The sequence below is a fragment of the Vreelandella sp. GE22 genome, from assembly GCF_968212445.1.
On sequence record NZ_OZ309110.1, the window covers coordinates 3,019,163 to 3,032,515 of the forward strand.

Genomic DNA, 13,353 nt, shown 5'->3' on the forward strand with positions numbered 1-13,353 from the left:
GTATTAATTGATTTGCAGGCTGCCAAGCGACTCAAGAAAGTCGAGCCTGGCACTGGCCTGATCCGCGCCAACGCGGGTGCCGTCGGAGGTAAAGTGCAGCAGAATTTCATTACTGCGCTGGTAGCCTGGCCAGCGCCGCTGGTGGCGCGCTGTTGGTTCACCGGTGCGAGCGAAAGCGGCCCAGCGCTTTTGCAGCTCGGCGCTCATGGCTTGAGTGTCGGCATCGCCGGAAAGCGCGTTGCCCAGCACGTAATGAACATCGGCGGTGTGAATCGCCCCCAGGGTAGTGTCGCGCTCACTCGGGGGCACATACGTAAAGCTGTAGCGGTACACCGGATTGCCCTGGGCGGCATGGTCGCGGGCCACCCGGCGGGTGCCCTGGGTCACGAACAGGTCCGTCGCAATTTGGGCGGCTTGGGCGTAGCGGCGCTGGCTGGGGTCAGCATCTTGCGCCACGCCGTAGTCATCGGTGTAGGCCGTTGCCTTACGCCACTGCTCCGCGCTCATCATCTCCGGCACGCGCAAGCTAAAGCCGGGCGGGAAAAAGCCCGCCTCATAGTCGTTACTGCCGATAAGCAGTGGCACCGGTACCACTTCGCCTTCGGCAAACGCCTGATAGACACTTTGCTCGACAAGCTTTCCATCGATAAAGGGCATGGTGTCGGTTTTATCCTGAGGCGAGGTGTTCAATACCGCCTCCAGCGGCAGCGAGCGCAGCGCCTCGGCATCGGCATCCGCGACCCCGGCATTACGTGCAAAGCGTTCGCCAAGCGTCGCCATTTGCTCGCCGCTTAGTTCCGGCATATCGATCGCGCCGGACTGGACGATCGCTTTATGAAAAAGCCCCTGCGCCTGCCGGGCGGCCATAAGATAGAGAATTGAGGCGCCACCGGCGGACTCACCAAACAGCGTGACATTGTCAGGATCGCCGCCCAGCGCCCCGATATGCTGATGTACAAAACGCAGCGCCTGGATTTGATCGAGCAGGCCAAAATTGCCCGATTCCTCGTCGCCAAGCGCCGGGTGGGCAAAAAAGCCCAGCCGCCCCAGGCGGTAGTTGAGCGTCACGACGATCACGCCTTCCCGCGCCAGCGCTTCACCGTTATAAAGCCCAAGCTGGCTACCGCCGATTCTAAACCCACCGCCGTGCAGCCAGACCATGACCGGATAGGCGCGCTCGGCGGCGTCTTCCGGCGCCCAGACGTTGAGATACAGGCAGTCTTCGCTGGTCTGTTCCGGGTCGACGTTTTGATCCGCCATCGCCTGGATATAGGGCTGCGCGCAGCCAGGGCCAAAGCGCCCCAGGTTATGCACTGGCGTCGTGTCGGTCAGCGGCTCGGGCGCGCGCCAGCGACGCGCGCCCACCGGCGGCTGGGCGTAGGGAATCCCCAGGTAGCTCACCACCCCCGAGTGACTCTCGCCGGTGAGTTCGAGGTGCTCAGTCGTCAGCGAAGTCGACGCCGCGGCCATATCGACGGCCGAGGCCGCGAGAAGAATAGAAAACAGTTTTGCTGGGCTCATTGGATTACCTCCGAGCCCAGATTAGCCAATAAATTTTGGATTAAAAAATCAAATTATAGCTAAAATAGATCCAATTTTTAGATACGTTGAGCGCCATGAATCCCAAAACGACGCTGGACCACTGGAACGTGTTCAAAACGGTGATCGAGCAAGGTAGCTTTCAAAAAGCCGCCGAGCACCTGGAGCGCAGCCAGTCCACGGTGAGCTACGCGGTCAATAAACTGCAGGAGCAACTGGGCGCCACGCTGATCGAAATACGCGGGCGCAAGGCGGTATTGACGCCTATCGGCGAACTGCTGCTCGAAGATGGCAAGGCCATGGTAGAAGGCATGCTGCAAATCGAAGGCCGCGCGCGCTCACTGGCAAAGGGCCATGAAATCAAGGTACGCCTGTGCATCGAAAGCTGCGTGCCATCGCGCTGGCTACTGGACATTCTGACCCGCTTCAAAACACATTTTCCCGCCACGCTGCTGGATATCGACTACGTGACCCTGCCGGCCCTGCTGGGCCGGTTTCAACACCGCGAGGCGGATCTTTACCTGACAAGCCAACGCCCCGCCGGCGCCCTCAGTGACGAGCTTGGCCAGCTCCGGCTGGTGTGCGTTGCCCACCCCGGGCACCCGCTGGCCCTGCATTCAAAGCCGATTACCCGCAAGGACCTGGCGCTCTCTCACGTCATCAAATGCGAAAGTAGCGGCGATGCCCATCATACCGAGCACGTTCCCGACAGTTTCACCTCGGCGGTCATCTGGCGCTTCAACCGCTTCGACGCCGTCATCGAGGCCATCGAGGAAGGGCTGGGCTATGGCTGGGTGCCCGAATACATGGTGGAGGAAGCACTCGGCCGCGGGGCGCTGGTGCCTCTTAACCTGGCCGAAGGCGCCCAGCGCAGTTTGCAGCTACAACTGGTTCACCAAAATCACCACGGCGCTGGGCCGGCCACTCTCTACCTGGCGAGGCTATTGAAAGCTTCCTGGGCTTAGCGCGCACCGAGTGCTATTCGATCACTTCTGGTGACCCGGCAGCAGCTAGTACGGCCAAGGGACCCAACGGCTACTTTTTGTGCCATGACATGATGCTTACTGATATTCATCTGAAACAGGCTGGGCGTTACTTCTGAAGGGAAACGAAGGGTAGGCCTTTTGGCGGGCCGCGGGTACCGCGACGCCAAAGCGTTTGGCGATATCGCCCATTTCGATGAATTTCTCGCCACGCAAGTAAGCTGCCCGTAATAACTCGCTTAGCTCGGTGACTTCTTTCGTCGGGGTTGCCCACCGGGACTTCGGCAAGGGTTTCGACCACTCGGCCAGCCAGTCATGGGGCACGGCTTTCGGCAGAATGTGTTTCATGCGGTATTCGGTGTACCAGTGGGCAAAGCGGGCGTGCTCCCACAGCCGCTTGCGCCGAAAGCGTCGCCAACGGGCCTTGTCATTGGTGCGTTCGCACTCGGCCTTTTCCCGGGCCACGTAGGCGTCGTACCACGCCACGCCCCACTCACGGGCGGCAGGTGTGATGGCCTTGGTACCTTCTTCCATAAAGCGGCGGATGTACTCCCACTGGGACAACGCCCCCGGCAGCCCGCCCACGCTGACGATGATGCCCGCCCCCGGTAGCGTATAGCCGGGGCGCTCCGGGTCCGGGGGTAGCAGTGCAAAGTTCCAGCCAAAGCCGGTAATCGCCCCCGGCCCCAGGCTGGGGTTGAATCCACACACCGCTACCACGTCTTCCCAGGGCACCAGTACCGTGCGGCGCTCGCGTTTGCAGAGTCGGCAGATGAGATCGTAAAGGGGAGGATAAACGAAGAAAAAGGTAAACCCGCCGACATGCATCAGCATAAAGCCGAAGGGAAAACTCTCACGAGCACCGCGCAGCCACTCGCCTATTTCAATGAGGCCCATGAAGCCAGAAATATTCACAGCAAAGCTAGCCGCCGACGCTAACCAAAGATTGTGAGGGGCGGGCAGCCAGAAACGACCTGGTGGATCGACCACAAAGGCCACTTCTCGACGCTGACGATTCAAACGGATGGGCGGCATACGCTTAAATAGCGTATTGAGCCAAAGAATCGCAAGGGTAAAGACAAATAGAAAACCTGTATACAGCCCCCCACCCCATACTGCAAATGCTAACTCTTGCATCGTATTTTTCATAAGAGTAGCCAAAACAAGTATCAAGCAAAAACCACTCATAAATAGCGTTAAACCACTTAGCATATGTCCCGCCGTCATCATGCTATCCGGGCTGGCACCTTGGCGGATATCCATGGTGGCGTCATCGTGGCGCACGTCGATATGCGCCACATCCAAGGCGTATTCGCTATTCACCGGTAGCGGCAAGGGGCTTAAGCAGTATTGCTCGCCCCCGGCGCGGCTTTCCCGTTCACCCGCGCGCATGGGGGGCAGCGTAGAGCGAATATTCGTCTTGAACATAGTGACCTTATGCGGTGATACCCTGGCGTCGATAAGCGTCGGCGAACACCATTTCAATCGGCAAGGCCGGGTCTTGCTCGCGAATACGCTTGACCTCTTTGGACAATCTTACCAACTCATCGCTTGGTTTGGCCCACTGTTCTTCGGGCAACGGTTTCGACCATTCAATCATCTCAGGCGGCAGCAGTTTAGGGCGCGCCTTACTCAAGCGCCGGTTGTCCCATTCGGTCAAATAGCCCGGCAGATTTCAAAGCTGAATAATATCCATCGCGTACCAGGCGCCCCAGTAGAGCCAGCCGATCTCGCCGCTGGCGCGGCGTTCATTCATTCGCCGGCGCGCCCGGCGCAGGGTATGTACGCCTTCCCAGGGGGGATCGCTTTCTTCGCGCGCGGTTAGCGGGTCCTGTATTTCGGCATGGGTGTTCACCTCATACTCCATGTAGGCACGTACAGCTTCCCATTGGCTGATGGCCAGCGGTTTGGCGAAGGTCATGAACTCGATTTTTAGCCAATGCCCCGTTTCAGGATGCGCGTAGCCCATGCCTACGCCAAACTGTTGCTGCACACCGTATTGAGTAACACCGCGTGCCTCGACTACCCAGGCCATGATGGACTCCCAAGGCACAATGACTGTTTCTTTTGTTTCTTCTACTACAAAACAGACTTCGCGACGTTGGCGGTGCAAGCGCACGGGTGGCGTATTGCGTAAAAGCCTCAACGCCGAACTATGCCCCCAGAACATGGCTAAGAAACCGATCCCCCCCACCGTCACAGATGAAACTTTTCTTCTACAACCTCGATATCTGGAAGATTGCTTGTCAAAAAACCCAACACTTTATCGCGCTCACCTTTCTTGCAATAAATCTCCTTGATACCCTCCGGTATCATCTCGTCCATTTCAGGGTGATACCAGGGCACATTCAAGCCAATGATATCTCTTCCTGGATAAAGGTAAATTTTGTCGGCTTTGCGCCAATCGTAGTCGTGCTGTTGCGCTCCATGTAGTGCTTGATAACCTTTTGATGTCCCCATCATCCAAGCCGCCAAGCCCATTGCCAGCGGCCCAAGGCTGGTAATGAGCAGTGACGAATCCATGAGAATCAGCACTAGAACAATTGGCATCGAGATAATAGCCGACCATTTTAAAAATGGCTTCACAGACGCCATCTGGGGTTTCCAGGAACATTCCTCTGCATGCTGATCTGTAAACCGATAAACAAGGATAGTAGTCTGATGGGTCATACTCATAACGATTAGCATAAAAAGAAGGAACATCCCCGCCCCAACTAAAAGAGAAGAGAGAAATGTTTCAAAAACAAGTGAAGCAGTATCAAAAGAAAAATAAGCACCACCTAAGCTAACAATCGTCAATGCAGACAATAAAACATTCGCGGCAAAGGTGTCATAATTTCGCGCCCGAATTTGCCAGCTCATGAGGGCAGGCTCATCTGTGTGCTTCCATGGCATCTCTGGAATATAGTCCTGCTTGGGTTGTACAAACCACATATCAATATCCTTACTCTTCTAAGCCCATGGGTATCGTGATCTCAAAGTGAGCGGGCAGACTGATGCCTTGGCCTTCTTCGCTATTAGGCTCAATCTCTTTTTTTCCTCTGGCAGCATTCGGCTTATAAAAGGTAAAGCCTAAGCTACTTCCTGATAGTGTGTGCATCGTCTCTTCATAACTCACCGTTAGTACAAACGGCTCGAGCTCGGATTGCTCTCTGGCAGGAATCCAGGCTTGCCATACGCGTACATCGTTAGTGTCGTAGCCAGCATAGGTGGGTAGAACTGATCCTCGCTTACCTTGTTGAGAAGGGCTTTGTTCATAGCTGCTTGCAGGTGCCCAGAAGCCACCTCGGGCATTCTCGGACAGTTTGATAGTTTCACCCGCCAGCAAGGCGGGAAAGGCGATTTGCAGCCAGCAACCTTGATAGCTGCTAGCAATATCGCCTATCCCATAATAACTCATGTTTGACGAGTCAAACGTTACATCGTTTACACTCGTCAACCTCACGGAAGGCTGAAGCAGAATTTCCATCAAGGCTCGCCACTCGTTTTTATTACCTTCGTCGCTGTCCTCCCATGCTGGGTCGCCTTGGCCCCAAGTGCTGCTATATAACCACTCACGCACCCCTTCGCGGTTGTACCGGGCAGCAAAATAAGATGCAACCAGGTGGATCACCCCTGCCGCAAATAGAATGCCGGAGACCCAGGGTCCAAGTATCCAAGCAAAGGAATATGTTCGGCCTAGAATAGCGACTCTGCCTGCAACAGCTCCACCAAGCTGAGCAGCAGTAGTAATACTTATAGTGGCACCTGCAAGAGCTTTAATTAAAAGCGCTGAATGCTCAACCTCACTGGATGCTTTTCTTATATCTTGTCTCGTCTGCCATGCATCCAACCCGGCAGCAATTGCTCCAATGGCTGATAGCCCCGCCATGCGGGTAGCCAATTTGGCGGCAAGTCGTGCAGCCTGCGCATTATTCGGTGAGGCACTCCATTTAGAAACACCGGCCCCTGCCACCGCTTTCATATTTCCTGATAGCCTGAATTGCTGTTTCGCATACTTGTTCCAAAATGGCATGACCCACAGGCTCATGACCGCTACCGTCGCGGCTCCCGTGGTCGCGGCCAGTTTGCGCATGCCCTCATCATCAACACCCTCTTTTTGGGCAGTGCGGGCCGCATCCATGAAGCTGTAAAGATTCAACCCTGCGATCAACAGGGCCAAGCCACCGCCCAGTTGCTCTACACGGTTTGTCATGTGCCGGCGAGCGGCACTCGCCCCGTTCATCAATTTTAGTTGATGCTGATAGCGAAGCTCATGATAGCCCGCGCTGGTAAGGTTATTGGCCCGCGTTTGGTTACCTGACGAACGCTGGTCCAGCGACCCATCTGCGGCGGTGGCGCGCTTGGGCTCATCAAAAGCATGCTCGTAACGTTGCTCTTCAAGCCGTTCCAATGTTCTGGTGCTTGCCGCGCGCTCTTGAGCGTTACCCGCGTTTTGGCGGCGCAGCTTTTCATCGTGAATGTCTCCCGTGATTTTCCATGCCTGTTCCCGCCATTGGCGGTGTTTGTTTTCGTATTCAGGATCGATAACGATTTCCGTAGAGGCAACGTCGGGGTGTACTAACGCTACCATCGAGGGATGCATCAGCGATTTTACAGCTTTCTGTAAAGAAACTTGCCCTTTCGCACTTAAGGATGGCAGTACTTGATAGCCAATTGTTCCCCATATTTGTGCATTTGAACGACTAACTTCCGTTCGCAGCGTTTCGAACGCCTCTTTGACCGGCGGCGCCAACGCTTTATATACGGGATGATTCTTTACCACATCCAGATTGAGCACCCCGATACCAGCGCTAACTTGCCCCATTACGCTGGTTGCCGTTACGTCACTATCTGCAGGCTCGCCATCCTCAGTGCCTTCCTCGATAAAGTTTTGCACGATGGTTTCTAGAGCGGTCGTCAGCGCGGGATCGAAGTTACTCATCGCAAAACCAATCAGCGAATCGCGCACTTGATAGGTGTCATCCAGCCACGCTCGACCTGTTTGTGTCGCGCCAAGCGCTTCCATTGCCATACAGCCACATTCGTGAATGGCCCGGTTTTGCTCGGCATCACAGGTATCGAAACAGAGATCCTGAGCGGATAATGGCAAGCGCTCCAGCCAGATGATCAGGTCGGCCAGACTGTTTTCGATATGTGCCTGCAACCGTTCAAGCTGTGGCTCCTTTTCGGCTAGAAAGGTGATGGCCTCGTTCAGCCGGACATCCAGGCGGGGATGCTCTTTGGCGTGCCACTCTTCGTATAGCGGGCTGTTGCGACCTGGAGGGGCAGGCATGCCTAGCTCTATGAGTTCTTCACGTAGCTGATCAATACGCTGATCCCTATTGAGCAACGTATTGTCCGATCCATTCGTTACGTTTTTCAAAGCGTCAAGCAACTCACCGGTTTTGACGGTCAACTCGCGATAACGCTCGGGGTCCTGGCGAACGTCTTCACCGATTAGGTCATCAATATCGATCAAACACAGCGCTTTGACGACTTGCGCCGTCTCGAGCTTATGTCCGTATTCGTCCAGAAAGGCTTCCAGCTCTATTTCGCGCCCAACCAGAACCATGGTCAAGTCATTGACGATGCCCAAATCGTCATCCAGTGCTACAAAGATAGCTTCATCGTGATTAGCGATAGTGGAAAGAACACTGGCTTGAGTTATCTCTGGCTTTACTTCAAGTAACCGATAAAAGCTTTCTTCATCATCATCTGCGTTACTTTCTTCATCGTTATCTTCACGGTTTTGACTAGTGCTATTGTCGACGTTTTCCAGCGCCGCTCCTCTTTCCACAGTCGAGACAGTAGTGCTGGTAAATCCATCCACGGCACCATTGGGCATAATATCTGCTACGTGCTCGGCCAATTGAGTGATCGGAGCCGCGTGAGGAGAAAAAGCGTCATCACCGACAGCACTGACCGCGGCATTCAAGTTCACGGCGCGCATGATGCGCTGGCGAACCTCCGTATTCTCCAGCACATAGTCGCGAATGCGGTCGGTCCATTGGACACTGGAGTAGGCCATGGCGATGGACACGCAGGTCGAATACGTTAGATGAGGCGCCCCGTTGAACATGGCGCCATCTATGGCGTATTCATCGATACGTATCTCGCCCTCTTCGCTCACCCACACATAAAGCCAGCCATCACGCAATTGGCGCAGCGTGTAATCGCGGGTTTCAATCGCCGGATAATTAGGCCCCTGCCATTGCTCATCGATCAAATGGGGCGCGGGTGCATTCGCTTCATCCGGAGCCTCATCGATTGCATAACGCACTGGAAAGATGTCGACATCCAGCAACAGCGGGCAAACACCGCCACCCACGGGAGTTTCATCAAAGGAGGCATCGCGGGATTGTGTCTGAGCGTCCGTGTTAGCCATGAAATGCCTCTTTAACAGATGATGAAGAGTGGGAAGTGCTTGAATAACGGGCATGAACCGGTGAGGTCGCGGCTGCGCCTGTTCGACTCCAGCGATCCAACGCGTAGAGCTGCTCTACTGCGGAAAGGCGAAGCGCTTGCTCCTCGTGGGCTCGCCAGCGCTGGTAGAGCCCATCACTTGCCGTACTAAAGTCGTCTCCCCAATGCAGGCTTAAATCTACCCATATCGCGAGCTGGCGGTGCGTATTGGCGCCCCATGCCAGGGCGTCCGCCAGCCGTTCGTCCAGCCACTGCCCTCGCTGCTCAGCCGGCAGGCGTTGCCAAGCGGCGGCCGCCTGTTGTTGAAAGTGATCGGTCAACCGCTCTTTCAATTGCCACTGGGTCACGGCCTCTAGTGCAGCATACTGGGCGTCTGCCATGGGCAGGAAATCGGGTGCCTGGCAGTGGGCCGATGCAGCAAAGGCATTGGGTGTCAGGGGCGCGTCTGCCAGCGTGAACGCTTGCCATGTGACAGCACGCCGATCGCTCCAGCGAGGCGACCAGTGAGCCACCCACCATGTATCGATAGGCCCCATCACATGGGCGGGTAATGCCGATCCATAGCTTTCCAGCCAGTGCCGTGTGACCAGTGGGTCCGCAAAGCGCAGTAATTGCTCGACATTGGCGGCTCCTTTGAAAGTGATAAAACGGCGAAGGTGTCGACTGATCTGGCGAGTATCACTTTGGCTACTAAAAAAGGACATCGCTCGATATAACCAATCAGTGTTCCCGGCGCTGGCCTCATTAATCAGCCCCGTGCCTCCAAGCTTGACCAGTAAAGGGCCGTGCTCAGCCAGCTCCTTCCAGCGCGTTCCCAAGTAGAGCGGCACGATCTCTTCTATATCGCTACGGCCGTACAAGCGCTTGAGTGCCTTGGGGTAACAAACGCCGTCAATGAGGGCATGCGTTGCGGTCGCTAATGGTGGCATTTAACGCTCCTCACCCGCGTCACTTGCTTCGCAAATATCACAGTAAGCAGGTGCCTTGAGCAGTGATTTTAACTGGGCTGCCCGATTGATGGGTTGTAACGACGCCTGTGTTCGATCGATACCGTCCAATACAGGTGGTAATTTGGGCGGCTGAGCCGCCTGCCCGGTCCCATTACCCGGGCTGCCCCCCGCATTCACCTTCACGGTCGGCCCGACGATGGTAATGCCACCGCCATCCAGCTTGATGAAGCTGCCGCCCGCGTTGAGGGTGATCTCGCTGCCCGCTTCCAGCACGACCTTGTGACCGGCCTTGATGTGGAGTTCGCGGCCGCTTTCGCTAAGCCAGGCCTGGCCGGCGTTGAGGTGCAGGCTGCCCTGTACGGTGAGGTGCTGATCGCCTTCGCCATGCACGAAGCGGTCGCCGTGCACCGTGTGATGATCATTGTGATCGACCTCGCTGATACGGTCGTTTTTGACGTTCAGGAAGCTGTCGTTTTCGATCTCCTCGGTACGGTCGTTGAGCGTCAGAAGCTCCAGGTCTTTTTGGGCGTGGACCCCGATCTGTTCCTCGCCTGCTTCATCCTCGAAGCGCAGTTCGTTGAAGCCTTCGGCCTTGTGGCTTTGCGTGCGCAGCACCGTGCGGGTCTTGTTCGCCGGTAAATCGTAGGGCGGCTGGTTGACCGCGTGATAGGTGCGCCCGGTGACCAGCGGCTGGTCCGGGTCGCCTTCCAGGAAGGAAACGATCACCTCGTGGCCGATGCGTGGCAGTGCAATGCTGCCGTAGCCGCCGCCGGCCCAGCCCTGGGAGACGCGCACCCAGCAGCTGGCGGTGTCATCCGGCTCGGCGTAGCGGTCCCAGGGGAACTGGACCTTGACCCGGCCGTGCTCGTCGCAGTGAATCTCTTCGCCTTCCGGGCCGACCACGAAGGCCACCTGGGGGCCGTCGACCCGGGGCTTGGGGTTGGGCGTGGCGCGCCAGGCGGCGTCACCGGGCATCAGGGTGACCTGGTTGACGTAGCGGGTCATGCCGCCGGTGTCGGTGTCGCTGGCGCTGATGCTGTCCTCTTCCAGTGCCTGGGGCTGCTCGCCGGTGTGGTGCACCGATTTTAGGGGATGGTTACCCCCAGATTCGTCAGCACCTGGGGGCCGTCGGAGAACACCAGCCGGTGGGCGCCACCGTCGCGATTCTTGTCTTTTTCATCAAACAGATGAACGAGGCGAAGCGCTCAATTCGTATCAAGGCAATAGCACCTGCAGCGCTACCAACAGTAACGCCAGTGCTCGGTTACTGTTGACTATCGGTATGCCGAGGCAACAACGCCAGAAAGAGCGGCTGTATCTCCCTGGCGCTTGATGAAGAAGAGAACATGATCAAAACGCAAGGCAGGATCACGGCCACAAGCGCAGGCATAGGCACAACGTTAAAGAAATAGCCGATCGCGACCGCGAAACTGGCCAGACCTGCAAGCGTGACCCAGATAGATCCCTTGCCTGTGGTTTTTTCAATGCTCTCGACATGCTCCTCGAATGCCGCCTTCTGTTCTTCATTGAGGGGTAATTCCGCATGACACTTGGGACACACCACTGGCTTGCCTTCCTGTAGTGCTTTGGTCTGTTTCCAGTTGGCCGGCCATTTATGATGGCACCCCTGGCACGTTAGAACGGCAAGGGTACCCATTGGCCACTTCTTTTCTGTCATGACACGATCCTTACTGATGATAATCCGAAACAGGCTGGGCGTTGCTTCTGAAGGGAAACGAAGGGTAGGCCTTTTGGCTGGCCGCGGGCACCGCGACGCCAAAGTGTTGGGCGATATCGCCCATTTCGATGAATTTCTCGCCACGCAAGTAAGCTGCCCGTAATAGCTCGCTTAGCTCGGTGACTTCTTTCGACGGGGTAGCCCACCGGGACTTCGGCAAGGGTTTCGACCACTCGGCCAGCCAGTCATGGGGCACGGCTTTCGGCAGAATGTGTTTCATGCGGTATTCGGTGTACCAGTGGGCAAAGCGGGCGTGTTCCCACAGCCGCTTGCGACGAAAGCGTCGCCAACTGGCCTTATCATTGGTGCGTTCGCACTCGGCCTTTTCACGGGCCACGTAGGCGACGTACCACTCGACGCCCCACTCACGGGCGGCAGGTGTGATGGCCTCGGTACCTTCTTCCATAAAGCGGCGGATGTACTCCCACTGGGACAGCGCCCCCGGTAGCCCGCCCACGCTAACGATGATGCCCGCCCCCGGTAGCGTGTAGCCGGGGCGCTCCGGGTCCGGGGGCAGCAGTGCAAAGTTCCAGCCAAAACCCGTGATAGCCCCCGGTCCCAGGCTGGGGTTGAAACCACACACCGCCACCACGTCTTCCCAGGGCACCAGTACCGTGCGGCGCTCACGTTTGCAAAGACGGCAGATAATGTCGTAAATCGCCGGATATATAAAGAGAAAGGCCATGGCCCCCATATGCAGTAGCGTTAACCCAACAGGAAAGTTTTCTCGGGCACCGCGCAGCCACTCGCCTATTTCAATGATGCCCATGCCCCCCGGAATGGTGGAGGCGGTCCCAACGATAGAAATCATCCAAAGATTGTAAGGAGCAGGCAGCCAGAAGCGACCCGGAGGATCGACCACAAAGGCCACTTCACGACGCTGACGATTTAATCGAATAGGTGGCATGCGTTGTAAGACTAAGTTAACCGTGACAATACCAGCGATAAATGTAAAAAGAGTTACGAAATACAGCCCTCCCCCCCATGCGGCTGCAAACTGAGGGTCAGGTGGAAATCCCCCGATGCCTACCCATACAACAAGGCAGAAGACCATTATGGCTACGATACCGACGCTCAGCATATGGCCAGCAGTCATCATGCTATCCGGGCTGGCGCCCTGGCGAATATCCATGGTGGCGTCATCGTGGCGCACGTCGATATGCGCCACATCCACGGCATATTCACTATTCACCGGTAGCGGCAACGGGCTCAGGCAGTACTGCTCGCCCCCGGCGCGGCTTTCGCGCTCGCCGGCGCGCATGGGGGGCACAGCAGAGCGAATATTCGTCTTGAACATATTGACCTTATGCGGTGATACCCTGACGTCGATAAGCGTCGGCGAACACCATTTCAATCGGCAAGGCCGGGGCTTGCTCGCGAATACGCTTGACCTCTTTAGATAACGATCCCAACTCATCGCTCGGTTTGGCCCACTGTTCTTCGGGCAGTGGTTTTGACCATTCAATCATCTGAGGCGGCAGCAGGTTGGTGCGCGCCTTACTCAAGCGGCGGTTGTCCCACTCGGTCAAATAGCCCGGCAGATTCCAAAGCTGAATAATATCCATCGCGTGCCAGGCGCCCCAGTAGAGCCAGCCGATCTCGCCGCTGGCGCGGCGTTCATTCATTCGCTGGCGCGCCCGGCGCAGGGTATGTACGCCTTCCCAGGGGCGATCGTTTTCTGCGCGCGCAGTTAGTGGGTCCTGTATTTCGGCATGGGTGTTCACCTCATACTCCATGT

General features: G+C 56.5%; 11 protein-coding genes and 1 pseudogene. 1 reads left to right on the forward strand and 11 read right to left on the reverse strand.

Annotated features, from left to right (window positions below; genetic code table 11):
* Positions 1-3 precede the first annotated feature (3 nt).
* Positions 4-1,521: a carboxylesterase/lipase family protein gene (locus tag ACWHRL_RS14070; RefSeq protein WP_447894149.1), complete on the reverse strand. Its 1,518-nt coding sequence runs from the start codon at positions 1,519-1,521 to the stop codon at positions 4-6.
* A 95-nt stretch (positions 1,522-1,616) separates the two neighbouring features.
* Here ACWHRL_RS14070 and ACWHRL_RS14075 point away from each other — a divergent pair, with 95 nt between their 5' ends.
* Positions 1,617-2,504: a LysR family transcriptional regulator gene (locus ACWHRL_RS14075; RefSeq protein ID WP_447894150.1), complete on the forward strand. Its 888-nt coding sequence runs from the start codon at positions 1,617-1,619 to the stop codon at positions 2,502-2,504.
* Positions 2,505-2,600: 96 nt separating this feature from the next.
* Here the strand turns inward: ACWHRL_RS14075 and ACWHRL_RS14080 are convergent, their stop codons facing one another.
* The 10 genes and pseudogenes from ACWHRL_RS14080 to ACWHRL_RS14125 form a co-directional block, all read right to left on the reverse strand.
* Positions 2,601-3,950, reverse strand: a complete 1,350-nt coding sequence (locus ACWHRL_RS14080; RefSeq protein WP_447894151.1) for a hypothetical protein — start codon at positions 3,948-3,950, stop codon at positions 2,601-2,603.
* A 7-nt stretch (positions 3,951-3,957) separates the two neighbouring features.
* Entirely contained in the window at positions 3,958-4,182 is a 225-nt protein-coding gene (locus tag ACWHRL_RS14085) for a hypothetical protein (RefSeq protein WP_447894152.1), read from the reverse strand.
* A 15-nt stretch (positions 4,183-4,197) separates the two neighbouring features.
* Entirely contained in the window at positions 4,198-4,557 is a 360-nt protein-coding gene (locus tag ACWHRL_RS14090; RefSeq protein ID WP_447894153.1) for a hypothetical protein, read from the reverse strand.
* A gap of 161 nt (positions 4,558-4,718) precedes the next feature.
* On the reverse strand, positions 4,719-5,456 hold the full coding sequence (locus tag ACWHRL_RS14095; protein WP_447894154.1) for a hypothetical protein: 738 nt from the start codon (positions 5,454-5,456) through the stop codon (positions 4,719-4,721).
* 10 nt (positions 5,457-5,466) lie between these two features.
* On the reverse strand, positions 5,467-8,889 hold the full coding sequence (locus ACWHRL_RS14100) for a T6SS effector BTH_I2691 family protein (protein ID WP_447894155.1): 3,423 nt from the start codon (positions 8,887-8,889) through the stop codon (positions 5,467-5,469).
* Entirely contained in the window at positions 8,882-9,856 is a 975-nt protein-coding gene (locus ACWHRL_RS14105; RefSeq protein ID WP_447894156.1) for a DUF4123 domain-containing protein, read from the reverse strand. Before ACWHRL_RS14105 ends, ACWHRL_RS14100 begins: the two co-directional genes overlap by 8 nt.
* Positions 9,857-10,957: pseudogene (locus tag ACWHRL_RS14110) on the reverse strand (type VI secretion system Vgr family protein); the annotation flags it as partial.
* A 184-nt stretch (positions 10,958-11,141) separates the two neighbouring features.
* Entirely contained in the window at positions 11,142-11,555 is a 414-nt protein-coding gene (locus ACWHRL_RS14115) for a hypothetical protein (protein ID WP_447894157.1), read from the reverse strand.
* A gap of 10 nt (positions 11,556-11,565) precedes the next feature.
* Positions 11,566-12,426 (reverse strand): hypothetical protein, encoded by an 861-nt coding sequence (locus ACWHRL_RS14120; protein WP_447894158.1) that lies wholly within the window; start codon positions 12,424-12,426, stop codon positions 11,566-11,568.
* A 493-nt stretch (positions 12,427-12,919) separates the two neighbouring features.
* Positions 12,920-13,339: a hypothetical protein gene (locus ACWHRL_RS14125; protein WP_447894159.1), complete on the reverse strand. Its 420-nt coding sequence runs from the start codon at positions 13,337-13,339 to the stop codon at positions 12,920-12,922.
* Positions 13,340-13,353: the final 14 nt, after the last annotated feature.

What these genes read in the sequence shown, in the direction of transcription:
- ACWHRL_RS14075 (WP_447894150.1), top strand. Translation starts at nt 1,617, where the DNA reads ATGAATCCCAAAACGACGCTGGACCACTGGAACGTGTTCAAAACGGTG.
- ACWHRL_RS14090 (WP_447894153.1), bottom strand. Translation starts at nt 4,557, where the DNA reads ATGGCCTGGGTAGTCGAGGCACGCGGTGTTACTCAATACGGTGTGCAG.
- ACWHRL_RS14105 (WP_447894156.1), bottom strand. Translation starts at nt 9,856, where the DNA reads ATGCCACCATTAGCGACCGCAACGCATGCCCTCATTGACGGCGTTTGT.
- ACWHRL_RS14115 (WP_447894157.1), bottom strand. Translation starts at nt 11,555, where the DNA reads ATGACAGAAAAGAAGTGGCCAATGGGTACCCTTGCCGTTCTAACGTGC.
- ACWHRL_RS14080 (WP_447894151.1), bottom strand. Translation starts at nt 3,950, where the DNA reads ATGTTCAAGACGAATATTCGCTCTACGCTGCCCCCCATGCGCGCGGGT.
- ACWHRL_RS14095 (WP_447894154.1), bottom strand. Translation starts at nt 5,456, where the DNA reads ATGTGGTTTGTACAACCCAAGCAGGACTATATTCCAGAGATGCCATGG.
- ACWHRL_RS14100 (WP_447894155.1), bottom strand. Translation starts at nt 8,889, where the DNA reads ATGGCTAACACGGACGCTCAGACACAATCCCGCGATGCCTCCTTTGAT.
- ACWHRL_RS14070 (WP_447894149.1), bottom strand. Translation starts at nt 1,521, where the DNA reads ATGAGCCCAGCAAAACTGTTTTCTATTCTTCTCGCGGCCTCGGCCGTC.
- ACWHRL_RS14120 (WP_447894158.1), bottom strand. Translation starts at nt 12,426, where the DNA reads ATGATTTCTATCGTTGGGACCGCCTCCACCATTCCGGGGGGCATGGGC.